We start from the raw sequence: 22153 nt of genomic DNA, 5'->3' as shown, positions 1-22153 counted from the left end.
TATTCACCAGCCGCGCCACAGCAGCGTTATCACCTGGGAAGTGATCTGGGGAGATTCATGGTCTGGCTGCGGCAGTATGGTGAGTAACGAGGGCGGGGATTTTGAGTGCTTCGCCATTTCGGCCGGATTGAAGTTGCCTGAGCTATAGCTATCGCTGGCAAGCCAGCTCCCAAAGGGGGCGATGTAGTTCAAAAATTTCATGAACCACACAAAAACCTGTGGGAGCTGGCTTGCCAGCGAAGAGGCCCTTGAATTCAGCGGTCAGGCCCGGGCTGTACGCACTTCTTCACTCACCACTTCATCCCGCCGCACAAACCGGTTCGCCCGCCCGAACGTGCCAAAATCATTAAACCGCACGCCCATCTCCCGCATCACCTTATGCGCCACCGGCACGGTCATCTGGCGAATGTAAAACGGCTCCTTCACCACAAAATGATGAATGCCGTGGCTGCTGCCGAAGTTGAAGCAGAACGCCTGCAACGGCCACAGCCACCAAGGGTTCAACACCTGACATTGCTGCATCACATTGCCCGGCTCGACATCCCCGTAGTAATGCATGTTCGAACTGATGAAATGCAGGCAGAACGTGCGCAACACGTTCGGGCCAATGATCACCACGGCAGCGATATCGATCACCTGCATCACCGAAAGTGTGGTCGTCGACCACTCAATCGACGCGCCCGACAGATAGGCGATGCCATTGGCCGCATGAAAGCCGAGAAACACATACCACGCCCCCCAATGCAGCAGCGCCAGCGGCGCGTAAACCTTGAAAACCCGTTTCAGAATGCTCCACTTATGCGCCCAGGTCGGCGCCCGCAACAAGCGGATGAAGGCCGACATCATGTTGTCGCCGACCATCAGCAGACGCGCAAAACCCCACGGTTCGCCGTTGGTGATTGCGCGTTCTTCCATGTCGGTTTCAGTGCCCGAAACCTTGTGGTGATTGAGGTGCAGATGCCGGCGAATCCACGGATTGATCGTGCTCGGCCGTGCCAGCCAAACCAGGCCCATCATCAGGTTGTGCGGCACGCGTTGTTTGCGGAAATACATGCTGTGGATCAGGTCGTGCTCCAGCTCATGGGTCAACGACGCGAAAAACGCGTTGAGCAGCAGGCACACCCACCAGGCCATATGGCCAGTGATGTACAGCGCCGCCGAACCGATCATCCCGGCCAAGGCAAAGGTCAGAATTCCCGCACCCAGCGCATCCTGATGCTTGAGAATCGGGTAGCGCTCACGCAATTCCATGCCTTTGGCCAGCACCACTTGGCGAATATGCGCTGATCGCTGCGCCGCATTGTGTCGCTGGGGGCTTGCAGAAGTACCGTCCATGCTTCCATCCTCGGGTTTAAGATGTGCGTATCTTGCGTTGTGATGTATGCAATGACGGTAGCCGAGAACGCCAACCTGTTGACCGGAAGCGCCAATCAGCATGAAGGAACCGACCTCCCTCGCCAGTTGGACCCGTGCCCTGCGCAAGCAACTCGACGCGCTGGGGCTGGACAGTACTGACCTGTGCCAACAGGCCGGGCTCGATCCACAACTGATGGAAGACCCCAACGCCCGCTATCCCCTGTCCGCCACCACGCGCCTGTGGCAGCTAGCCGTGCAGGCCAGCGGCGATCCGGCGATTGGTCTGCGTGTGTCGCGGTTCGTCAGCCCGACCACGTTCCATGCGCTGGGTTACGCGCTGGTGGCCAGTGGCAGTTTGCGCGAAGTGTTCGAGCGTATCGTGCGCTATCACCCGGTGGTCAGCGATGCACTTGAGCTGGACCTGAGCCGCAGCGAGGACCGCTATCTGTTCCGTCTGAAAATTCCCGCAGGCAATCCAGCGCCAGCCTTCGAAGCCATCGACGCCTTCGCCGCGATCTACGTGCGCACCTGCCGCAATCGCCTCGGCCGTGATTACGCACCGCTGGCCGTTTACCTGCGGCGCCCGGAACCGCTCGATGTTCATCAATGGCACAAAGTCTTCCGCGCCCCGGTGCATTTCGCCTCGGTCGAAGATCGTCTGGAGTTCGCCCTCAACGACTTCGACAGCCATCTCGACGACGCCAACCCCGAACTGGCGGAACACAACGAGGCCGTGCTCAAGCGCACCATGGCTCAGCTCAAACCGCTGACCTGGGAACGCAAAGTTCGCGACGCCATTGAGGAGCAACTACCGGAAGGCGAGCCCAGCGCCGAACGCATCGCCCAGGCTTTACATTTGAGTTTGCGCAGCCTGCAACGGCACTTGGCTGATGAAGGCTGCCGCTTCGACACGCTGCTCAACGAAAGCCGCGAAAACCTCGCGCTGCTGCACCTGCGTGATCCGCAGTGCTCATTGAGTGAAGTCAGTTATCTACTGGGATTTGCCGACACCAGCAGCTTCAGCCGCGCGTTCAAACGCTGGACGGGGCTGACACCAGGGCAGTTTCGGGATCAGTTGCGTTGATCCGGCGTTAATCGCCCTAGCCCTTGATCAGACTGCGCTCCATGCCTGATTTCCACTGTTCGATCATCGCCGCCCCCACTTCAGCGAATGGCTGATGAGTTCGCATGTGGTCAGCCATTTCGTCCATTGCCAACTGCATGCCCTGAACCACCTGTTGCAGCAGCTCGTTGCAGCGTCCTTCTGTAAGGTTGCACGCCGTGCGACCAAAACGCATAAGCACCTTGTTTTTAGGCCAGGCTTTTGATCCCCCCAGCAGCAAGGCCAAGCTGTCATTCTTGATGTATACCGATGTAGTGATGATGTCGTACGCCGGGGCGAGCCGGATTGAAGCCTGCGCGCCGCAATTGTCATACAGCACACCGAAGTTTTTCAGGTGCGCATCGCCATTTTTCAGCCCCGCCGACAACGCCACTATCTTGAAAAAAGCTTCCAGTGCCTGGCTCAACAGCGCCGGCGAAACATAGGCCTTGATCTGCCGGGCAGCGCCTTCGTAAGAACCATCGTACTTGGCTTTCGAAGCCCAGCCGTTGAGCACGCAGAAATCTTCAAAACCCAGATAGCCACGATCACTCAGGTCAAAACGCTCCACCACCAAAAATTTGCCCCGCTCACTCAGTTCAAATTTTGGCACTTCAAGCCCGCTCAGCGCTGCAGCGCGCATACAGAAATACTCGTTGGTTGCCAGTTCAGGAAACTCTTCGGGGCGGAAGGCTTTGACCAGATGCGTGGAGCCCCGGTGAGTCAGCCGATCAACAGCGGCTGCGCTGTCGCGAACCAGGACTTTAGGCTGCACGCCTGAGACGCCAGAATATTGGCCGTACGTTTGCAACAAGTCCTCGAACAAACCTTGCGCACCGTCGTGCACCAGAAGATCTGCCAGCGCAGTTTCAGGCTGACGATCTACTGTCGACTTACTGGAAATCGCTAGCCGTCCAAGCTGATGCGGCCCCACGATCGCGAGCAAGGAAAAATCGTCGAAGCCACGAACCGCTTTGCTGAAGCGCCGGACCAGTTCATCGCGCAGCGCCCCTTCCGGCAGATTCATCTCGAAAACAGGATGAATGCCGCGCTCCCAGCCGTAGCTTTCCAGACGGGTCGGCATGGTCAGCGAAACTGCATTTTGATCGGTGATGTCCTCGCGATAGCTGAACACGCTATCCATGCCGGCCTGCCCCCTACCGAGCGTCCCGACTGACCTATCGGCAACGGTAATTTGTAATCGATCTGTCGAATCAGTCATGGAAATTTACCCTTTGCAACGAGTCGAGCGTGGGGCGCTGCGCTTGCAGAGGTACCGCCTTCAGCTCATAGCCGAAACCATTGAGGATCGCCTCGACCTTGCGTAGACCGATTTCAGAGACCGTATTGTTTTCAATCCCCGAGATCGTAGAGCGGCTCATTCCATACCGTTGCGCCAGCGCCTGCTGCGAGAGCTTGTGTGATTTACGCAGGGTTCTAATTAATTCGCCAAGCTCTTCCATTGTTTATTCCTGCATTATTTACGATGCAATAAAGCTAAATAGGCATTATATGCATCGCATTCAATGCATATTCAGAAAGAGTTTAGCTTAGATGAGACGTTATGGGCGGAGGGCTTATCGGCTGCTGACAAACCCGAGCTCAAATACAGTACCCGACGAATCACTGCTTACCCGCACCTGCCCACCATGCAATTGCATGATCGACTGCACGATCGCCAGACCTAACCCGCCGGAATCACCCGGTTCAGCGCGGGCCGGGTCGACGCGGTAGAAGCGGTCGAACAGTTTGCCCAAATGTTCAGGCGCGATGGCCGGGCCGTAGTTGTTCACCTGCAACCAGCACATGCCCGGCTCATCGCGCTGGCGCAAGCTGATGACCGAGCCGACGTCAGCGTGGCGCACCGCGTTGGCCAACAGGTTGCCGAGGGCGCGTTGCAGCAGTTGCTGGTCGGCAAACAATTGCCCACTGAAGGTGTTTCTCAAGTGAATCCCACGATCGTCGGCCAAGGCTTCGAAGTAATCACACAGCTCATCGCCGATGTCAGCCAGATCCAGCGTGCGCAAATCGAGCGCACGCTCCGCCTGTTCGGCACGGGCGAGGAACATCAGATTTTCCGCCATGCGTTTGAGCCGCTCGAACTCCTCCATATTCGAGGCCAGTACTTCCTGATACTCCGCCGTGCTGCGCGGGTGGTTCAGCGCCTGGCCATTGCTGGCGAGCAAGGTGTGCAGCGGCGTGCGGATTTCGTGAGCGAGGTCGGCGGAGAACTGCGACAGGCGCTGGAAGCTGTCCTCCAGCCGCGCGAGCATGCCGTTCAGCGCGTTTACCGGCTCAAGCAGTTCCGCAGGCGTGCCGGCGGCAGGCAAGCGCTGATCGAGACTGCGCAGGTCAATGCCGCGCATTGCTTCGCTCAATTGTCGTAACGGTTTGAGGCCACGGCGCAGCAGCACCAGCCCCAACGCAAACGCCAGCAATGCACCCAGTCCAATCGCGACGTACAGCCGCATCCGGTAACTGGCGAGCATCTGCTCGCGTTCGTTTAACACTTTGCCGGCAATCACGGTCAGGGATTCGCCGTTCGGCCCCTGAGCTTCGCCGGACAGCAGCGCCACTTCGGCACCGTCGGGCGCCTGCCAGGTCATCACGTCGCGACGTTGCGGCGGCTGATCGCGCGCGATTGAGTTCAGCGCTGGAAGCGTTCGCTGGCGCGGGTTGATCGCAATCACATTTGATCCATCAGTGCGGCGCACCAGCAGCAAACTGTCGAGATTGCCGAGCATGTTCTGATACAGCCGCGGCCGCGCCTGCAAGGCGTCGAGGCTGTCGCTGTCGGCGAGCAAGGCGCGCACCTGTTCCAGTCGGCCTAGCAATGCCAAGTCATCGCGGTAGGCGATTTCTGCGGCGAGCGAGCGGTAGAGAAACACGCCAATTGCGCCCAGTACCAAAGCGCAGACCATCGCGAATGCCAGCGCCAGGCGCCAGGCAATCGACCTAGAGCGCATCGTCGGGCGCTTCCAGTTGATACCCGACGCCGCGCACGGTGTGAATCAGTTTCGGCATGAACGGGTCATCGACTTTCGAGCGCAAGCGTCGTACCGCGACTTCAACCATGTTGGTGTCGCTGTCGAAATTCAGGTTCCACACCTGCGAGGCGATCAGAGTGCGCGACAACACTTCGCCCTGGCGGCTGGCGAGCAATTGCAGCAACGCGAATTCCTTGTTGGTCAGGGCGATGCGCTGGCCGCCGCGGCTGACACGACGGCGTAATACGTCGATCTCCAGATCGGCAATGCTGTACGACTCGGCCTCGCGCATTGGCCCGCGACGCAACAGGGTGCGTACGCGCGCGAGCAGTTCGGCGAAGGCGAAGGGTTTGAGCAAGTAGTCATCGGCGCCGAGTTCGAGACCACGCACGCGATCTTCAATGGCGTCCTTGGCGGTGAGGAACAGCACTGGGGTGGCGCCGCGCTGACGGATCAGTTGCAACAATTGCCAGCCATTGAGGCCCGGCAGCATCACGTCGAGGATGATCAGGTCATATTCCTGCTGCTCGATGAAATAGCGCCCATCAAGGCCATTGAGCGCCACGTCCACGGCAAAACCCGACTCGCCCAGGCCTTTGGCGAGGAAATTCGCGGTTTTGGCTTCATCTTCTACGACCAGCAAACGCATGGCACACCTCGATTGTTCAGACGCACAGGCTAGGCGTCTTCGGCAACGTTGCCTATTACAAACTTGTAATCCGACTGACGAGGTTCTGACGAAGTGCGGCGGCTAAGGTGGCGACATTCAACCCGGAGCCTGTCCATGACCTTCAAATACCTCGTTGCGAGCCTGGCCCTTGGCGTCAGCGCCAGCGCTTTCGCTGCTGCTGAACTGCCGCGCCACGCTGACCTCGATCTGAAAACTGCGCGCCTGCTGGCCGACGCGGCGATGAGTAATTGCACCGGCACGGTGTCGGTGCTCGACCGGGGCGGCAACTTGCTGGTGACCCTGCGTGGCGATGGTGTCGGGCCACATAACACCGTCGCCAGCCAACGCAAAGCGTATACGGCGTTATCGACGAAAACCCCAACGCGCCTGTTCGCCGAGCGCGCCCGCAGCAATCCGGAAACCGCCAACCTCAACACCCTCGACGAATTGCTGTTGCTCGGCGGCGGCATTCCGCTATTCGCCGCTAATGAATTGGTCGGCGCCATGGGCGTGGCCGGTTCCGGCGGTGGCGAGCAAGACGAAACCTGTGCGACCCGGGCCGCCGACAAGGCCGGTCTGTCCATCACCCGTTCCCAATAAGGAGATTCATCATGACCACCCTGCGCATGACCTTCGCCGCCCTCGGCCTGAGTGCGTTTTCAAGCCTGGCGCTGGCCGCCGGCAACCCGCTGAGCGTGCACGTGCTCAACCTGGAAAACGGCCTGCCGTCGCCCGGCATCAACGTGACGCTGGAGAAACACGTCGGTCAGAACTGGCAGCCGCTGGCCCAAGGCACCACCAATGAGCAAGGGCGCATTGCCGAACTGTTCCCGGCCAAACAGCCTTTTGAAGCGGGCGAATACCGGGTGGTGTTCAAGACCGGCGAGTATTTCAAGAAGGTGAAACACGACACGTTCTTTCCGGAAATCCCGGTGATCTTTGAAGTGAAGCAGACCGATCAGCATTACCACATCCCGCTGCTGCTGAGCCCGTACGGCTTCTCGACCTATCGCGGTTCTTAAGCATTACACACAACAACTGTAGGAGTGAGCCTGCTCGCGATAGCGGTTTATCAGTCACGCATTTGTTAACTGACAGATTGTTATCGCGAGCAGGCTCACTCCTACATTGGATCTGCGTGAACTCATTGGAGCATGGCCAGCGCTCGCAACCGTACGGCATCAAGGATCTCGATCTCGCCATACCCCAAGCCAATAATCCCCTGCCCCTGCAAGTCCTTGAGGATCTGATTGGTGGTCTGCCGCGACAGCGACAGCATCGAGGCCAACTGCTCCTGCGGCAGTTGCAGCACCCGGCGGGGCGCGTCGATTTCGCCATAGCCTTCGGCGATCATCAGCAAGCGATGAGCCAGCCGCGCCGGAGCCGGCAGCAGGCTGAGCTGTTCGAGATTGATGAAAGTCAGGCGCAACTTGTGGCTCATCAACAGCGCCAGATGCCGCCAGTACACCGGCTGTTCGTCGAGCAGTTTGAGCAGTGTCGCTTGCGGGATATTCAACAGCGTGCACGGCCCGACCGCATAGGCGTCATGGGTACGCGGCTGTCCGTCGAACAGGCAGATTTCCCCAAACCAGTGCGGCGCTTCCACCAGACTCAATAACGCTTCCTTGCCCTGCTCGCTCACCGCGCCGATGCGCACAGCGCCATCGAGTACCGCGTAAAGACCGCAGGGCGGATCGCCACGCTGAAACAAGCGCTGCCCCGCCGTCAGCCGCCGCTCCCGCGCAGCCGCCAGCAGACTATCCTGAAAGGACGCAGGTAAATGACTGAACCACTGCCCGGTCATCAGTTGTGAACGCTTATCCATCAATACTCCTAACTGTCGCCTGCCTGACAGAATAAGCGCCGATCCCGGCGCATGCTGCGATCACCCTACAGGAGGAACAACAATGAAAAGCCTCGTCGATCATTTGAGCCAATACGCCGCTTACCACCGCGACCCACGCAACATTGCCAGCCACTTTATCGGTATTCCACTGATTGTGGTGGCGGTCGCGGTTTTGTTGTCGCGTCCGGAATGGTCGCTGGGCGGGTTGTGGATATCTCCAGCCGTCCTGGTTGCGCTGGCCTCGGCGTGGTTTTACCTACGCCTGGAGTTGCAACTCGGCGTACTGATGACAGTGCTGATGGGGCTTTCCGTCTGGGCCGGACATGTCCTGGCGCAACAGAGCACCATGGTCTGGCTGAGCAGCGGTCTGGCGATGTTTGTGATTGGCTGGGTGATCCAGTTTGTCGGCCATCACTACGAGGGGCGCAAACCGGCGTTTGTCGATGACGTCAGCGGGCTGATTGTCGGGCCGTTGTTCGTGGTGGCGGAGCTGGCGTTCATGCTTGGGATGCGGCATGAGTTGAAAGAGCAGATCGAGGCGCGGGCGGGGGTGGTGCGGGTTAATCCGAACAGCAAAGCGGCGGTTTAGGCCGCTTTAAAAGATCGCAGCCTGCGGCAGCTCCTACAGAATTTCGGTTGATGCCGAACCCCTGTAGGAGCTGCCGCAGGCAGCGATCTTTTGATCTTAAAGGCTGGCGACTTTCTGCCAGACCTTGGGTTTGAAGAACAACGTCTCACCTTTGGCCAAGCCAATCAGGCTGTCGTGATCCTTCACCACTTCGGCTTCGATCAAATCAGTCTGCCCCTCAACCTTCAACGTCACTCGCGTGGTCGCGCCCAGCGGCCGGATATCGCGCACCTCAGCGGGATGGTGATCTTCCAGCTCATGCTTCGACAACGACACTTCGTGCGGACGGAACAGCACGTGATTGTCATCGCTCAACAGCAAGCGGTTCGAGTCGCCGAGGAAGTGATAAACGAAATCACTGGCCGGGTTTTCGTAGACGTCACCCGGTGAGCCGATCTGCTCGATCACACCCTTGTTCATCACCACGATACGGTCAGCGACTTCCATCGCTTCTTCCTGGTCGTGGGTCACAAACACCGAGGTCAGGTTGATGTCTTCGTGCAGGCGAGCCAGCCAGCGGCGCAGCTCTTTACGCACCTTGGCGTCGAGGGCGCCGAACGGTTCGTCGAGCAGCAGCACTTTCGGCTCAACCGCCAAGGCACGGGCCAGGGCGATACGTTGGCGCTGGCCACCGGACAGTTGCTCCGGGTAGCGATCCGACAGCCAGTCCAGTTGCACCATGTTCAACAACTCATGAACCTTGGTCGCGATCTGGCTTTCGCTCGGGCGCTGGTTTTTCGGCTTCATGCGCAGGCCGAAGGCGACGTTGTCGAACACGGTCATGTGGCGGAACAGCGCGTAGTGCTGGAACACAAAACCGACGTTGCGATCACGCACGTCGTGGCCGGATACGTCTTCACCGTGGAACACGATGTTGCCCTGATCCGGGGTTTCCAGACCGGCAATAATGCGCAGCAAGGTGGTCTTGCCGCAGCCGGACGGGCCGAGCAGCGCCACCAGCTCACCGCTGTGGATATCCAGGCTGATGTTGTCCAGCGCCTTGAACGCGTTGAAATTCTTGCTGACGTTACGCACTTCGATCGACATGAATTATTCCTCCGCGGCGCTGGCGCGCAGGCGGTTGATACGGTTTTCGCTCCACTGCTTGAGCAGCAGGATGAAGAGCGCCAGGATCAGCAACAGGCTCGCCACGGCGAACGCGGCCACGTGGTTGTATTCGTTGTAGAGGATCTCGACGTGCAACGGCAAGGTGTTGGTCACCCCGCGAATGTGCCCGGATACCACCGACACCGCACCGAACTCCCCCATGGCCCGCGCGGTACACAGCACCACGCCATAAATCAGGCCCCACTTGATGTTGGGCACGGTGACATGCCAGAACATCTGCCAGCCGTTAGCGCCGAGCAGACGCGCGGCTTCCTCTTCCTGAGTGCCTTGTTCCTGCATCAGCGGGATCAGCTCGCGAGCCACGAATGGCACGGTGACGAAAATCGTCGCTAACACAATGCCCGGCAGGGCGAAGACGATCTGGATGTCGTGATCCTGCAGCCACGGCCCGAAGAAGCCCTGGGCGCCGAACATCAGTACGTAGACCAGACCGGCGATCACCGGCGACACCGAGAACGGCAGGTCGATCAGCGTCACCAGCATGCTCTTGCCGCGGAACGAGTACTTGCTCACGCACCATGCGGCGCTGACGCCGAACACAAGATTGAGCGGCACCGAAATCAGCACGGCGAACACGGTGAGCTTCAGTGCCGAGAGTGCATCCGGTTCAAAGATCGCGGTGAAGAATGCGCCAAGGCCGTTCTTCAAACCCTGCGACACCACGATGAACAACGGCAGCAACAGAAACAGGAAAAAGATCAGCCAGCCAAGGCCAATCAGGATTCTGCGCGACGTGGCACTGCCACGGCGTGCAGCGTTGGCCGAGGAAGCGGCCGCAATAGACGATTGGGACATGTTCGCGCCTCCTTATGGGGTTTCGATGCGCCGCTGCAGCAAGTTGATCAGCAGCAACAGGACAAAGGAAACCACCAGCATCAGCACGCCGATGGCAGTGGCGCCGGTGTAATCGTATTGGTCGAGTTTGACCATGATCAGCAGCGGCAGGATCTCGGTTTTCATCGGCATGTTGCCGGCGATGAAAATCACCGAACCGTACTCGCCGACACCGCGAGCAAAAGCCAGGGCAAACCCGGTCAGCCAGGCGGGCAGCAATGCCGGCACCAGGATGTGACGGAACACCTGCCATGGTTTCGCGCCAAGGCACGCTGCGGCTTCTTCGACTTCACGGGGAATGTCGGCCAGCACCGGTTGCACCGTACGCACCACGAACGGCAGCGTCACAAAGGTCAGCGCGAGGGTGATACCCAGCGGGGTGTAGGCGATTTTGAAACCGAGATCGGCGGCGAACTGGCCGACCAGGCCGGCCGGCGCGTACAGCGCGGTCAGCGCGATACCAGCGACGGCTGTTGGCAAGGCGAACGGCAGATCGATCATCGCGTCGATGATCTTGCGCCCGGGGAAGGTGTAGCGCACCAGCACCCACGCCAGCAATGTGCCGATGATGCCGTTGATGATCGCAGCGCACAGCGCGGTGCCGAAACTCAGCTTCAAGGCTGCCAGCACGCGTGGGGCGGAGATGATCGTCCAGAACTGTTCCCAAGTGAGCTGCGAGGCGTGGACGAACATCGCCGCCAGCGGGATAAGCACAATCAGACTGAGGTACACCAAGGTGTAACCCAGCGTCAGCCCGAAGCCGGGTATGACGGGGGAGATACGACGCGACATAAAAGTCCCTGGTTAAAAACGCATCAATGTGGGAGCGAACCCTGTGGTGAGGGGATTTATCCCCGATGGGCAGCGAAGCTGCCCCAAAACCAGAAAATGCGGTGTTTCAAATACACCGCATACCAGGGTTTTGCGACTGCTTCGCAGCCGGTCGGGGATAAATCCCCTCACCACAAAAGCTCGCCCCCACATGTCATGTGCCCAAACATCAGGCTGGTTAGAGTGAGATTACTGCGCCTGATAAATCTGGTCGAACACGCCACCGTCATTGAAGAATTTCGGCTGCGCGGATTTCCAGCCGCCGAAGTCCTTGTCGATGGTCACCAGCTCCAGTTTCGGGAACTGCTGGGCGTACTTGGCGGCCACGTCCTTGTCACGTGGACGATAGAAGTTCTTCGCGGCGATTTCCTGACCGGCCGGGCTGTACAGGTGCTTCAGATACGCTTCGGCGATCTGCTCGTTGCCCTTCTTCTCGGCGTTCTTGTCGACCACGGCCACCGGTGGTTCAGCGAGGATCGACAGCGAAGGCACGACGATGTCGAACTTGTCGGCGCCGCCGTCTTCTTTCAGCGCCAGGAACGCTTCGTTTTCCCAGGCCAGCAACACGTCACCCTGACCGTTGTTGACGAAAGTGATGGTCGAACCGCGAGCACCGGTGTCGAGAATCGGCACGTGCTTGAACAGGGTCTGTACGTATTCCTTGGCTTTGCCTTCGTCACCGCCGTTGGCTTTCAGGCCATAGGCCCACGCGGCGAGGAAGTTCCAGCGCGCACCGCCGGAGGTTTTCGGGTTCGGGGTGATCACCGAGACGTCGTTCTTGACCAGATCGCCCCAGTCCTTGATGCCTTTCGGGTTGCCCTTGCGCACCAGGAACACGATGGTCGAGGTATACGGCGTGCTCGCTTCCGGCAGACGCTTCTGCCAGTCGGCTGGCAGGGTCTTGCCGAGTTTGGCGATTTCGTCGATGTCGCCGGCCAGCGCCAGGGTCACGACGTCGGCACGCAAGCCGTCGATCACTGCGCGGCCTTGCTTGCCCGAACCACCGTGGGATTGCTGGATTTTCACGGTGTCGCCAGCGTGATCTTTCTGCCAGAACTTGATGAACTCAGCGTTATAGTCCTGATACAGCTCGCGCGTCGGGTCGTACGACACGTTGAGCAGTTCGTAATCCTTGGCAAACGCGGAACCGGCAAACACAGCGCTGGCCAGGGCGGCCAAAGCGTAACGGCGAATCGACGACATGGTGAAAGCTCCTGGAATTCTGGTGGTGGCTTTTTCTTATGTACTGCTGGAATCAGGTTGCCCATGGATAAAAGATCGCAGCCTTCGGCAGCTCCTACACACAGCCCCCTGTAGGAGCTGCCGCAGGCTGCGATCTTTTAGCCAGGTTGTTTACCGGGCTGCTGCAAACGGAATTTCTCTTTGCGTTCGATCTGCACGACTTGAGCGTTGTGCACAGTGATCTCCACCGCGCCAAACCGCAGATCGCGCAGGGCGCTCTGGATTTCACGCAAGATGGTGCTTTCGTCCTGACCGTCAACGCTGCGAAGGGATGCGCTCATGGTGCTGCTCCTTTGAATGGGATAGGCCTGGCAGTGGGCGGCACTGCGTTCGGCATGGGAGCAATATAAGAGAGGCGCAGATATTCTTAAAAAGACTATTTAAGAATGTTTATATAACCAGAAAACATTATGTGGCGGGGCAAGGGGTTGCGCGTTGGCGGAGCAAAAGATCGCAGCCTTCGGCAGCTCCTACATGGATCGTGTAGGAGCTGCCGCAGACTGCGATCTTTTGATCTTTTAACCAATCACCGGTTTTCTCGCCCAATCTATCTCCTGTGCCGGCACCGGCCGCCCAAACCAATATCCCTGCCCCAGATCACATTCCTGCTCCAGCAAAAACGCCGCTTGCTCAACCTGCTCGATCCCTTCGGCATGCACCTGCATGCCCATACTCTGCGCCAGCGCGATGATCACCCGGACAATCGCCGCGTCATCCTCGTCCCACGGCAAACCGGCAACAAATCCCTGATCAATCTTGAGCTTTTGCACCGGCAAGCGCTTGAGCCGCAGCAACGACGAATAGCCGGTGCCGAAATCATCGATGGCCAGACGAATACCCAATTCACGCAAGCGATGCATCTGCTCCAGCGCCACCTCCGGATCGTCCATCACCGCGCTTTCGGTCACTTCCAGTTCCAGATACGCCGGATCCAGCCCGGTCTCGCGCAGCACCTGCGCCACCTGCTGATACAGCTCACGCCGGGCAAACAACCGCGACGACACGTTCACAGCCACAAACGCCAATACCACCCCGGCCTGCTGCCACTGGCACATCTGCTGGCAAGCCTGCTGCATCACCCAGGCATCGATCTCGGCGATTAACCCGGTGCGCTCGGCGATCGGGATGAATTCTGCCGGCGACACCAGTCCGCGCTGCGGATGCTGCCAGCGCACCAAGGCTTCAACGCCGATCAGGCGACTGGTTTTAAGGTCATGCACCGGTTGGTAATAGACCCGCAACTCCTGTTGCTCCAGCGCACGGCGCAGTTCGAAGGCGATTTCGACCCGTTTCTGGGCGTGAGCGGTGAGCTCTTCGGTGTACAAGGCATAACCGTTGCGCCCGCTACTCTTGGCCTTGAACAGCGCCGCATCGGCATTGCGCAACAGCTGGCCGGCGCTGAGCGCATCGCTGGGGAACAGGCTTATGCCGACACTGGCGTTGATGAACAACTCATCGCCGTCGATGCCGACCGGCTCCTTCAGTGCATCGAGAATGCGCTGGGCGCACGCCGCCGCCTGGCCGGGCTGTGGACAACTTTCTGCCAATACCGCGAATTCATCACCACCAAGCCGCGCCACGGTGACGCCGGGCCCAAACAGCTCCCGCAAACGGGTCGCCACCGCTTTGAGCAAACGATCGCCAACGTTGTGCCCGAGGCTGTCGTTGATCATCTTGAAGTGATCCAGATCGAGCAACAGCAGCGCACAGCCGCGCTTATGGACCTGCGCCGATGCCAGGGCCTGTTCGGTACGATCGCTGAATAACAGACGGTTGGGCAGATCGGTCAGCGGATCGTGGTGGGCAAGGTGCTGAAGCTCATGCTCGGAATGCTTGATCGCACTGATATCGGAAAACACCGCCACGTAATGACTGATCCGCCCCTGATCATCATGAATGACGCGGATGGTTTGCCATTGGGGATAAATCTCCCCGCTTTTGCGGCGGTTCCAGATCTCGCCGCTCCACTCGCCTTGCGATTCGAGCGTGGCGAACATCGCCTGATAGAAGCCCGGCGGATGATGGCCGGACTTGAACAGACTGGGTTGTTGGCCGAGCACTTCTTCGCGCAGATAACCGGTGATCTCGATAAACGCACGATTGACGTGCACGATCAGCCCTTGATGGCTGGTGACCAAAACGCCTTCGCGGGTGCAATCGAACACGGCCGCTGCCTGCCGCAAGCGCTCCCGGTCAGCGTGACGTTCACGCAACCTCGCACCGATCCCTAGAAACTCATACAACCGCGCCCGCGCCAGAAAAATCAGCCCGGCACTGACCGCCGCGAAGACATAACCGTTGATCAGTTGCCATCGTGCGAGTTGGACCGGGTTATCGAAGAAATTGTTTAATAAATAGCCAGTACCTTGCAGCCAGACCGCCGCGAGTACGAGATAGAGCAGCGCTGCACGCAAGGCATCGCGATAAGTGTCAGGCATTAGGCCATCCATGTCCCTACAAAAAAGTGGGATTATAGGTCAGGAAACATCCAGCTAACTCTTATCTGAAAGCGTGACTGGTTTTATCTGTGTGCTTAGTGATAATGCATCGGCTGTTTTTATCTTTATCGAGGGCCCTATAGCCTATGTGGTACGAAGGTTTTCTTGGCTTGTCGGCCTGGTCTCTGGTCGCGGTCACCTTGCTGATGACCCACGTGACGATTGTCGGCGTCACGGTCTATCTGCACCGCTACTCGGCCCATCGCTCCCTGGAGCTGAATGCCGGCCTGAAGCACTTTTTCCGTTTCTGGCTGTGGCTGACCACGGCGCAGAACACCCGCGAGTGGACCGCCATCCACCGTAAGCACCACGCCAAATGCGAAACCGAAGATGACCCGCACAGCCCGGTCATCAAGGGTTTGTCCACGGTACTGCGTACCGGCGCCGAGCTGTACCGCGCCGAAGCCCAGAACCCGGAAACCCTGCGCATCTACGGCAAGAACTGCCCCGAAGACTGGATCGAGCGCAACGTCTACAGCCGTTACCCGCTGTTGGGCGTGGCAATCATGGGCGTCATCGACCTGCTGCTGTTCGGCACCATCGGCATCACCATCTGGGCGATCCAGATGATGTGGATCCCGGTGTGGGCCGCCGGCGTCATCAACGGTCTGGGCCATGCGGTCGGTTATCGCAACTTCGAATGCCGCGACGCGGCAACCAATCTGGTGCCTTGGGGCATCCTGATCGGCGGCGAAGAACTGCATAACAACCATCACACCTACCCTAACTCGGCCAAGCTGTCGGTGAAGAAGTGGGAATTCGACCTTGGCTGGGCATGGATCAAAGTCTTCAGCTTCTTTCGTCTGGCCAAGGTGCAACGTGTAGCGCCGATCGCCCACCGCGTCGAAGGCAAAGGCAATCTGGACATGGACACCGCCATGGCGATCCTCAACAACCGCTTCCAGATCATGGCCCAGTACCGCAAACTGGTCATCGGCCCGCTGGTCAAGCAGGAGTTGGCCAAAGTCGATCACTCGGTGCGTCACCAGTTCCACCGCGCCAAACGCCTGCTCTCGCGGGAAACCAGCCTGCTGGAAGATCGCCACCACGCGCGCATCCAGAGCATGCTCGAGCACAGCCAGGCGCTGAAGGTCATTTACGAAAAACGCCTGGCCCTGCAGCAGATCTGGGTCAAGACCAGCTCCAATGGCCACGATATGCTCGCCGCCATCAAAGAGTGGATTCACGAGGCGGAAGCCAGCGGTATTCAGTCCCTGCGCGAGTTTGCCGACCAGTTGAAAACCTACTCGTTGCGCCCAGCCACCACCTGACGGGTAACAATGGGATCCCCTGTGGCGAGGGGATTTATCCCCGATCGGCTGCGCAGCAGTCGCAAAACCAGACGACGCGTTTTCATTGAGGGACCGCGTCATCCTTACCGCCTAGCAGAACCCCACTACCGTTGGGAACTTCGCCGAAAATCCCCTATCTCAAAGACTTCGCCATTCCGGCGGGCTTAGGTGTGGCCGTTGTTGTCGACGCGGCACGCCCTCTGAGAACTGTGCCGATGGTCAACAACAACCAAAAAGACTCATCCCTCCCGCAGTGGCCCGAGGCCGCGCAAACACTCATGGCATTGATGCACGCCCAGGGCGAAGTCGCTCGTCTGAGCGAACGCGAACAGCTGTTCAGCTCGCTGCTGGTCAGTGTCAACGCCGTGCTTTGGGCATTCAACTGGGAAACCCGCCAGGTGCTGTACGTCAGCCCGGCCTATGAGCGGATTTTCGGTCGCTCGGCAGGGCTTTTGCTGGCTGACTACAACCAGTGGCGCGACAGCATCTATCCCGACGATCTGGATTACGCTGAACGCAGCCTCGCCGAAGTCCTGCACAAAGGCGCCGTGGAAGATCGCGAGTACCGGATCATCGCCGCTGACGGGCAGGTGCGCTGGCTCAGCGACAAATGCTTCATCAATCGTCAGGACGAGCCCGGGCAACCGGTGATCATCGTCGGCATCGCTGAAGACATCACCGATAAAAAGCAGATGGAAACCGAGCTGCAACGTCTGGCCACCACCGATGTGTTGACCCAGAGCAGCAACCGCCGGCATTTTTTCGAATGCGCCAATCGCGAGTTCGAAGAGGCGCGGCTGCAAGGCTCGCCACTGGCGTTTCTGCTGTTGGATATCGATGACTTCAAAATGATCAACGACACCTACGGCCACCCTCAAGGCGACAGCGTGCTGCAAGCCATTGCCGTATGTGGACGCGCCTCGTTGCGACGGGGAGATTTGTTCGGGCGAATAGGCGGTGAAGAATTTGCCGCGGTGTTCCCCGGCTGCGCTCCCGACATGGCCATGCAAGTCGCCGAGCGGCTGCAACAGGAGATTCAGCGTTTGAGCTTCAGCCATGACGGCCAGACGTTCGGCATCACCGTCAGCCAGGGCCTGACCAGCCTCACCGACAGCGACGAAAGCCTCGACAGCCTGTTCGCCCGGGCGGATACGGCGATGTATGAAGCCAAGCGTCAGGGCAAGAACCGGATTATCTCCGGCTGAACCTTTGGCTCAAGCCCAACCAAATCCCCTGTAGGAGCTGCGGCACGCTGCGATCTTTTGACTTTAAAGATCAGGATCAAAAGATCGCAGCGTGCCGCAGTTCCTACATTGGAATCTGGCTATTTACGCATCCGCATCAACTCCGGCAAACCGATCTTGAGCAACCGCGCCGTCCGGCTCTTCGCCAACGCCTCGATACCTTCATGCTCGGTCAGGCGAGCCATTTGCGCCGCCATGTTCATCACCAGCGCCTCGCGGGAATACACCCCGCCGCCGAGCTGGTAGACCGAGGCAATCAACTCACGCAGTTCCAGCGGCAGTCGCCAACGGGTGCGCAGCGCAGAACCATACGCCGCGCCAAATTGCGCCAACGCTTCACCCACTTCCTCCAGATCGTCCAGCTCACCGCCCGCCTGTTTCCATTCTTGCAAACAGCGCAGCAACGCCAGATCACCCAGACGATGCAGCATGCCCGCGCAATAGCACCGCTCCTGATCCAGATCGAGCAACCGCGCCAGCGTGCGCGCGTATTCAGCGGTGTGCAGCGACAGCCCCCAATAACGTTCGGCGTAGTCCGCCAGACATGGGTCGCTAAGCCGGGCGCTGCGTTTGAGCGCCAGCCCCAGAATCAGATTCATGCTTTGCCCCGTGCCAAGCCGCTGCAGTGCCTGAGCCACAGTTTGCACCGGTGCGCCATGGTGTTGCGCGGCGCTGTTGGCCGCCGCAATCAATACCGCTGTAATCTGCGGATCGGTACGAATTTCCTGTTGCAGCACCGTCAGATCGAGACCACCAGGATTGAGGCTGCGCTTGACCGCGACCTGCACATCCGTCATCAACGGCGCGCCGTCGGCCTGCTCACGGCGTCGCTCAAGGAATACCGACAAGGTCATGCCGGGCGCCAGCGCTGGCACCTCACAGAACACTTCTTCCCCGGCATTCAGCAGCAAACCCTGCAAACGCTCGGTCAGGCTTTCCATGTTCAGCGGTTTGGTCAGGTACGCCGTCGGCGCCAGCAGTATGGCTTCACGCACGCTGGCACTGTCGTTGCGGCTGCTCATCAAAATGAACGGCAGCGGTGGATTACGTTTGCGCTGACGCACACTGCGCAACACATTCAAACCATCGACGCCGGGTAATTCCCAATCGACGATGGCCAGGTCGTACGGCACTTCACTGAGCATCGCCATCGCTTGCTTGCCATCGGCACACAGGTCCAACCGCGCATCACAACGCACGTTCAGCAACACTTGTTTGAGCAGGTCCCGGGACCACGGATCAGCTTCGGCAATCAGCACTCGGGGTACGGCGGGTAAATCAACGGCAGTCATGCACGCTCTCCCTTGCAATGCCTGAACCTTAGCCAATGATGGCCATTCGATACAGCGCTAAAGCAGGCGATGTGTTTCAGGGGCATAAAAAAACCCGCCGAAGCGGGTTTTTTGTCGATCAGGTCACACTGGGTGATCAGAGCTCGGAGAAGCACTCTTCGATGATCGCCAGACCTTGGTCCAGTTGCTCGTCCGGCGAGGTCAGCGGTACGAGTACGCGCAGCACGTTGCCGTAGGTGCCGCAGGACAGCAGGATCAGGCCCTTGTCGCGAGCCTTGGCCACAACGGACGCTACAGCGGCAGCGTTCGGCTTGTGACTGTCGCCGTTTTCGAACAGCTCAACGGCAATCATCGCGCCCAAAGCACGGACTTCGCCGATCACCGGGTACTTGGCCTGGATGGCTTTGAGGCCGGTGACCAGACGCTCGCCGACAGCCTTGCAGCGGTCCAGCAGGTGTTCTTCTTCAAACACTTCCATCACGGCCAGAGCAGCGGCGCAAGCGATCGGGCTACCGGCGTAAGTGCCGCCCAGGCCGCCTGGTGCGATGGCGTCCATGTATTCAGCCTTGCCACACACACCGGCCAGCGGGAAACCGCCTGCAATGGATTTGGCGAAGGTGGTCAGGTCGGCAGCAACGCCCATCTGTTCCATGGCGAAGAACGTACCGGTACGGCCAGCGCCGGTTTGCACTTCGTCAGCAATCAGCAGGATGCCGTGCTGGTCGCACAGGGCACGCAGACGCTTCATGAATTCCTTCGGCGCGACGTAGAAACCACCTTCGCCCTGTACAGGCTCGATGATGATCGCGGCGATGTCTTTCGGCTCGGCGTCATTCTTGAAAATGCGTTCGATGGAAGCGATCGAGTCGTCGATGCTCACGCCGTGCAGTTCGTTCGGGTAAAGCGCGCGGAAGATGCCACCAGGCATCAGGCCCATGCCGGCCGAGTAAGGCACGACTTTACCGGTCAGGCCCAGAGTCATCATGGTGCGACCGTGGTAAGCGCCGGTGAAGGCGATCACGCCAGCACGGCCAGTGGCAGCACGAGCGATTTTCACGGCGTTTTCCACCGCTTCGGAACCGGTGGTGACCAGCAGGGTTTTCTTGGCGAAATCACCAGGCACCTTGGCGTTGATTTTTTCACACAGCTCAACGTACGGCTCGTAGGCCAGCACCTGGAAGCAGGTGTGAGTCAGCTTGTTCAGCTGTTCGGTCACGGCAGCGATGATTTTCGGGTGCACGTGGCCGGTGTTCAGCACGGCGATACCGCCGGCGAAGTCGATGAATTCACGACCTTCAACGTCAGTCACGGTAGCGTTCTTCGCGGATTCGGCGAAGATCGGGTGAATCTGGCCAACACCACGAGGTACAGCAGCGTTACGGCGGGCCATCAGTTCAGCGTTAGTCTTGCTCATTACAGTCCTCATTCGCCGCTCATCGGGCGGCGTGGTTCAAGGATTAAGCGGGAGGAAGCGACGGTGGCAGCATGCGATGATCGACTGCCACGGCGTTCCCGGCCGCAGAGAAAATTCCGGTTTGAAACACGCAAAGGGACAGCGCTCTCGTGCCCTTTGCGTTTGCAGCGATCCCTTTCCCCGGCTTAGATGCCCAGGCAGAGGTATTTGATTTCCAGGTAATCTTCGATGCCGTACTTGGAGCCTTCACGGCCTAGGCCCGAAGCCTTGATACCGCCGAACGGTGCGACTTCGTTGGAGATCAGCCCGGTGTTGACGCCAACCATGCCGTATTCCAGAGCTTCAGCCACACGGAACACACGGCCCAGATCGCGAGCATAGAAGTACGAAGCCAGACCGAACTCGGTGTCGTTAGACATTGCGATCACTTCGGCTTCGTCTTTGAAACGGAACAACGGCGCCAGTGGGCCGAAGGTTTCTTCCTTGGCCACTGCCGCGTTTTTCGGCACGTTGGTCAGGATGGTCGGCTCGAAGAAGTTGCCTTCCATTTGCTTGCCGCCAGCCAATACGGTTGCGCCTTTGGCTACAGCGTCAGCGATGTGCTCTTGCACCTTGGCCACGGCTTTTTCGTCGATCAGCGGACCAGTGGTGGTGCCGTCTTCCAGACCGTTGCCGATCTTCAGTTTGGCTACAGCCACTTTCAGTTTCTCGGCGAACGCATCGTAGACCGAATCCTGAATGTACAGACGGTTGGCGCAGACGCAGGTCTGACCGTTGTTACGGTATTTGGAAATGATCGCGCCTTCGACGGCCTTATCCAGGTCCGCATCGTCGAACACGATGAACGGAGCGTTGCCGCCCAGTTCCAGCGAAACTTTCTTGATGTCCTTGGCGCATTCAGCCATCAGCTGACGGCCGATTTCGGTCGAGCCGGTGAAGGACAGTTTGCGCACGATCGGGTTGCTGGTCAGCTCGCTGCCAATGTCGCCGGCGCTGCCGGACACCACGCTGAACACGCCAGCAGGAATGCCGGCACGCTGAGCCAGTTCAGCCAGAGCGAATGCGGAGAATGGAGTTTGCGAAGCTGGCTTGAGCACCATGGTGCAACCGGCAGCCAGTGCAGGGCCAGCCTTACGGGTGATCATCGCTGCCGGGAAGTTCCACGGGGTGATGGCCGCAGTAACGCCGATTGGCTGCTTGATAACGATCAGACGCTTGTCTGGCTGGTGACCCGGAATCACGTCACCGTAGATGCGCTTGGCTTCTTCGGCGAACCATTCGATGAACGAAGCGGCGTAAACGATTTCGCCCTTGGCTTCGGCCAGCGGCTTGCCCTGCTCGAGCGTCATCAGGCGAGCGAGGTCGTCCTGGTTCTCGATGATCAGTTCGAACCAGCGACGCAGCTTGTTCGCACGATCCTTGGCGGTCAATGCACGCCAGGCCGGCAGCGCTTTGTCAGCGGCTTCAATGGCACGGCGGGTTTCGGCAGCACCCATCTTCGGCACGGTGCCGAGGATTTCGCCAGTTGCCGGGTTATTGACCTTGATCGTCTGACCGTTGTCCGCATCGACCCAAGCGCCATCAATGAAGGCTTGCTGGCGGAACAACTGGGTGTCTTTAAGCTGCATGTCGGCTTTCCTTAACAGCACCGCGGCCTGCGCGGAGCAAATTATGATTGTAGAAAGGCGCCTCGCAAGGCTGCCGTCAGGGAAATCAGTGACCGGGTGAGGCGCAAGAATAGTGCACGCTTCGGAACACCTGCGCTTCAACACCCAATCAACGGGCGTTT

At 59.1% G+C, this 22153-nt stretch carries 22 protein-coding genes; 6 read left to right on the top strand and 16 right to left on the bottom strand.

Annotation, left to right across the window (positions count from 1 at the left end):
- Positions 1–3: 3 nt before the first annotated feature.
- Together ACA061_RS01005 and ACA061_RS01000 are read right to left on the bottom strand one after the other, a co-directional pair.
- Positions 4–201, bottom strand: a complete 198-nt coding sequence (locus ACA061_RS01005) for a hypothetical protein (RefSeq protein WP_497300415.1) — start codon at positions 199–201, stop codon at positions 4–6.
- 60 nt (positions 202–261) lie between these two features.
- The gene (locus ACA061_RS01000) at positions 262–1335 is read right to left on the bottom strand and encodes a fatty acid desaturase (RefSeq protein ID WP_497300414.1); all 1074 of its coding nucleotides are present in this window, start codon (positions 1333–1335) and stop codon (positions 262–264) included.
- A gap of 100 nt (positions 1336–1435) precedes the next feature.
- On the opposite strand from ACA061_RS01000, the gene ACA061_RS00995 reads away from it, so the two are divergent.
- Complete coding sequence (locus ACA061_RS00995) at positions 1436–2440, top strand: AraC family transcriptional regulator (protein WP_497300413.1); 1005 nt, start codon at positions 1436–1438, stop codon at positions 2438–2440.
- Positions 2441–2456: 16 nt separating this feature from the next.
- Here the strand turns inward: ACA061_RS00995 and ACA061_RS00990 are convergent, their stop codons facing one another.
- From ACA061_RS00990 to ACA061_RS00975, 4 genes are all read right to left on the bottom strand, one after another.
- Positions 2457–3680, bottom strand: coding sequence for a type II toxin-antitoxin system HipA family toxin (locus tag ACA061_RS00990; protein ID WP_150603941.1), 1224 nt, complete (start codon positions 3678–3680; stop codon positions 2457–2459).
- On the bottom strand, positions 3673–3921 hold the full coding sequence (locus ACA061_RS00985; RefSeq protein ID WP_497300412.1) for a helix-turn-helix domain-containing protein: 249 nt from the start codon (positions 3919–3921) through the stop codon (positions 3673–3675). The genes ACA061_RS00990 and ACA061_RS00985 overlap by 8 nt, the downstream gene beginning before the upstream one ends.
- A gap of 114 nt (positions 3922–4035) precedes the next feature.
- Positions 4036–5424, bottom strand: a complete 1389-nt coding sequence (locus tag ACA061_RS00980) for a heavy metal sensor histidine kinase (RefSeq protein ID WP_150603943.1) — start codon at positions 5422–5424, stop codon at positions 4036–4038.
- The gene (locus ACA061_RS00975) at positions 5414–6094 is read right to left on the bottom strand and encodes a heavy metal response regulator transcription factor (protein ID WP_042557086.1); all 681 of its coding nucleotides are present in this window, start codon (positions 6092–6094) and stop codon (positions 5414–5416) included. The genes ACA061_RS00980 and ACA061_RS00975 overlap by 11 nt, the downstream gene beginning before the upstream one ends.
- 135 nt (positions 6095–6229) lie before the next feature.
- On the opposite strand from ACA061_RS00975, the gene ACA061_RS00970 reads away from it, so the two are divergent.
- Positions 6230–6715, top strand: coding sequence for a GlcG/HbpS family heme-binding protein (locus ACA061_RS00970; protein WP_150618406.1), 486 nt, complete (start codon positions 6230–6232; stop codon positions 6713–6715).
- A gap of 11 nt (positions 6716–6726) precedes the next feature.
- A complete protein-coding gene (gene uraH, locus ACA061_RS00965; RefSeq protein WP_150603945.1) occupies positions 6727–7137 on the top strand; it encodes a hydroxyisourate hydrolase in 411 nt (136 codons plus the stop codon).
- A 122-nt stretch (positions 7138–7259) separates the two neighbouring features.
- Here uraH and ACA061_RS00960 read toward each other — a convergent pair whose 3' ends face one another.
- Positions 7260–7940 (bottom strand): Crp/Fnr family transcriptional regulator, encoded by a 681-nt coding sequence (locus ACA061_RS00960; protein WP_497300411.1) that lies wholly within the window; start codon positions 7938–7940, stop codon positions 7260–7262.
- Positions 7941–8022: 82 nt separating this feature from the next.
- Between ACA061_RS00960 and ACA061_RS00955 the strand changes: the two genes are divergently transcribed.
- A complete protein-coding gene (locus ACA061_RS00955; protein ID WP_497300410.1) occupies positions 8023–8550 on the top strand; it encodes an Mpo1 family 2-hydroxy fatty acid dioxygenase in 528 nt (175 codons plus the stop codon).
- 96 nt (positions 8551–8646) lie between these two features.
- Here ACA061_RS00955 and ACA061_RS00950 read toward each other — a convergent pair whose 3' ends face one another.
- The 6 genes from ACA061_RS00950 to dibA form a co-directional block, all read right to left on the bottom strand.
- Entirely contained in the window at positions 8647–9636 is a 990-nt protein-coding gene (locus ACA061_RS00950) for a sulfate/molybdate ABC transporter ATP-binding protein (protein ID WP_497300409.1), read from the bottom strand.
- A gap of 3 nt (positions 9637–9639) precedes the next feature.
- Positions 9640–10512 carry a sulfate ABC transporter permease subunit CysW gene (gene cysW / locus ACA061_RS00945; protein ID WP_042557077.1) on the bottom strand — a complete coding sequence of 291 codons (873 nt, stop codon included), beginning with the start codon at positions 10510–10512 and terminating at the stop codon, positions 9640–9642.
- A 12-nt stretch (positions 10513–10524) separates the two neighbouring features.
- Positions 10525–11343, bottom strand: a complete 819-nt coding sequence (gene cysT / locus ACA061_RS00940; protein WP_210701277.1) for a sulfate ABC transporter permease subunit CysT — start codon at positions 11341–11343, stop codon at positions 10525–10527.
- Positions 11344–11571: 228 nt separating this feature from the next.
- Entirely contained in the window at positions 11572–12585 is a 1014-nt protein-coding gene (locus ACA061_RS00935) for a sulfate ABC transporter substrate-binding protein (protein WP_497300408.1), read from the bottom strand.
- A gap of 137 nt (positions 12586–12722) precedes the next feature.
- Positions 12723–12905: a sulfur starvation response protein OscA gene (gene oscA, locus ACA061_RS00930; RefSeq protein ID WP_007917682.1), complete on the bottom strand. Its 183-nt coding sequence runs from the start codon at positions 12903–12905 to the stop codon at positions 12723–12725.
- Positions 12906–13142: 237 nt separating this feature from the next.
- Complete coding sequence (gene dibA, locus ACA061_RS00925) at positions 13143–15062, bottom strand: phosphodiesterase DibA (protein ID WP_150618402.1); 1920 nt, start codon at positions 15060–15062, stop codon at positions 13143–13145.
- A 146-nt stretch (positions 15063–15208) separates the two neighbouring features.
- Here dibA and desA point away from each other — a divergent pair, with 146 nt between their 5' ends.
- Both desA and ACA061_RS00915 read left to right on the top strand, forming a co-directional pair.
- Complete coding sequence (gene desA / locus ACA061_RS00920; RefSeq protein ID WP_150603951.1) at positions 15209–16393, top strand: delta-9 fatty acid desaturase DesA; 1185 nt, start codon at positions 15209–15211, stop codon at positions 16391–16393.
- 236 nt (positions 16394–16629) lie between these two features.
- Positions 16630–17619, top strand: coding sequence for a GGDEF domain-containing protein (locus tag ACA061_RS00915; protein WP_210554414.1), 990 nt, complete (start codon positions 16630–16632; stop codon positions 17617–17619).
- A 119-nt stretch (positions 17620–17738) separates the two neighbouring features.
- Here ACA061_RS00915 and ACA061_RS00910 read toward each other — a convergent pair whose 3' ends face one another.
- The 3 genes from ACA061_RS00910 to gabD all read right to left on the bottom strand — a co-directional run bounded on the left by ACA061_RS00910 (position 17739) and on the right by gabD (position 21992).
- A complete protein-coding gene (locus ACA061_RS00910; protein WP_150603953.1) occupies positions 17739–18950 on the bottom strand; it encodes a response regulator in 1212 nt (403 codons plus the stop codon).
- A 136-nt stretch (positions 18951–19086) separates the two neighbouring features.
- A complete protein-coding gene (gabT, locus tag ACA061_RS00905) occupies positions 19087–20364 on the bottom strand; it encodes a 4-aminobutyrate--2-oxoglutarate transaminase (RefSeq protein WP_150603954.1) in 1278 nt (425 codons plus the stop codon).
- A 185-nt stretch (positions 20365–20549) separates the two neighbouring features.
- The gene (gene gabD, locus ACA061_RS00900; protein WP_042557069.1) at positions 20550–21992 is read right to left on the bottom strand and encodes an NADP-dependent succinate-semialdehyde dehydrogenase; all 1443 of its coding nucleotides are present in this window, start codon (positions 21990–21992) and stop codon (positions 20550–20552) included.
- Positions 21993–22153 lie beyond the last annotated feature (161 nt).

Source organism: Pseudomonas sp. LBUM1668 (assembly GCF_059695715.1).
Note: the sequence above shows the minus strand (reverse complement) of the source record. Positions and strands in the feature narration are given on the sequence as shown.

What these genes read in the sequence shown, in the direction of transcription:
- ACA061_RS01005 (WP_497300415.1), bottom strand. Translation starts at nt 201, where the DNA reads ATGAAATTTTTGAACTACATCGCCCCCTTTGGGAGCTGGCTTGCCAGC.
- ACA061_RS01000 (WP_497300414.1), bottom strand. Translation starts at nt 1,335, where the DNA reads ATGGACGGTACTTCTGCAAGCCCCCAGCGACACAATGCGGCGCAGCGA.
- ACA061_RS00995 (WP_497300413.1), top strand. Translation starts at nt 1,436, where the DNA reads ATGAAGGAACCGACCTCCCTCGCCAGTTGGACCCGTGCCCTGCGCAAG.
- ACA061_RS00990 (WP_150603941.1), bottom strand. Translation starts at nt 3,680, where the DNA reads ATGACTGATTCGACAGATCGATTACAAATTACCGTTGCCGATAGGTCA.
- ACA061_RS00985 (WP_497300412.1), bottom strand. Translation starts at nt 3,921, where the DNA reads ATGGAAGAGCTTGGCGAATTAATTAGAACCCTGCGTAAATCACACAAG.
- ACA061_RS00980 (WP_150603943.1), bottom strand. Translation starts at nt 5,424, where the DNA reads ATGCGCTCTAGGTCGATTGCCTGGCGCCTGGCGCTGGCATTCGCGATG.
- ACA061_RS00975 (WP_042557086.1), bottom strand. Translation starts at nt 6,094, where the DNA reads ATGCGTTTGCTGGTCGTAGAAGATGAAGCCAAAACCGCGAATTTCCTC.
- ACA061_RS00970 (WP_150618406.1), top strand. Translation starts at nt 6,230, where the DNA reads ATGACCTTCAAATACCTCGTTGCGAGCCTGGCCCTTGGCGTCAGCGCC.
- uraH (WP_150603945.1), top strand. Translation starts at nt 6,727, where the DNA reads ATGACCACCCTGCGCATGACCTTCGCCGCCCTCGGCCTGAGTGCGTTT.
- ACA061_RS00960 (WP_497300411.1), bottom strand. Translation starts at nt 7,940, where the DNA reads ATGGATAAGCGTTCACAACTGATGACCGGGCAGTGGTTCAGTCATTTA.
- ACA061_RS00955 (WP_497300410.1), top strand. Translation starts at nt 8,023, where the DNA reads ATGAAAAGCCTCGTCGATCATTTGAGCCAATACGCCGCTTACCACCGC.
- ACA061_RS00950 (WP_497300409.1), bottom strand. Translation starts at nt 9,636, where the DNA reads ATGTCGATCGAAGTGCGTAACGTCAGCAAGAATTTCAACGCGTTCAAG.
- cysW (WP_042557077.1), bottom strand. Translation starts at nt 10,512, where the DNA reads ATGTCCCAATCGTCTATTGCGGCCGCTTCCTCGGCCAACGCTGCACGC.
- cysT (WP_210701277.1), bottom strand. Translation starts at nt 11,343, where the DNA reads ATGTCGCGTCGTATCTCCCCCGTCATACCCGGCTTCGGGCTGACGCTG.
- ACA061_RS00935 (WP_497300408.1), bottom strand. Translation starts at nt 12,585, where the DNA reads ATGTCGTCGATTCGCCGTTACGCTTTGGCCGCCCTGGCCAGCGCTGTG.
- oscA (WP_007917682.1), bottom strand. Translation starts at nt 12,905, where the DNA reads ATGAGCGCATCCCTTCGCAGCGTTGACGGTCAGGACGAAAGCACCATC.
- dibA (WP_150618402.1), bottom strand. Translation starts at nt 15,062, where the DNA reads ATGCCTGACACTTATCGCGATGCCTTGCGTGCAGCGCTGCTCTATCTC.
- desA (WP_150603951.1), top strand. Translation starts at nt 15,209, where the DNA reads ATGTGGTACGAAGGTTTTCTTGGCTTGTCGGCCTGGTCTCTGGTCGCG.
- ACA061_RS00915 (WP_210554414.1), top strand. Translation starts at nt 16,630, where the DNA reads ATGGTCAACAACAACCAAAAAGACTCATCCCTCCCGCAGTGGCCCGAG.
- ACA061_RS00910 (WP_150603953.1), bottom strand. Translation starts at nt 18,950, where the DNA reads ATGACTGCCGTTGATTTACCCGCCGTACCCCGAGTGCTGATTGCCGAA.
- gabT (WP_150603954.1), bottom strand. Translation starts at nt 20,364, where the DNA reads ATGAGCAAGACTAACGCTGAACTGATGGCCCGCCGTAACGCTGCTGTA.
- gabD (WP_042557069.1), bottom strand. Translation starts at nt 21,992, where the DNA reads ATGCAGCTTAAAGACACCCAGTTGTTCCGCCAGCAAGCCTTCATTGAT.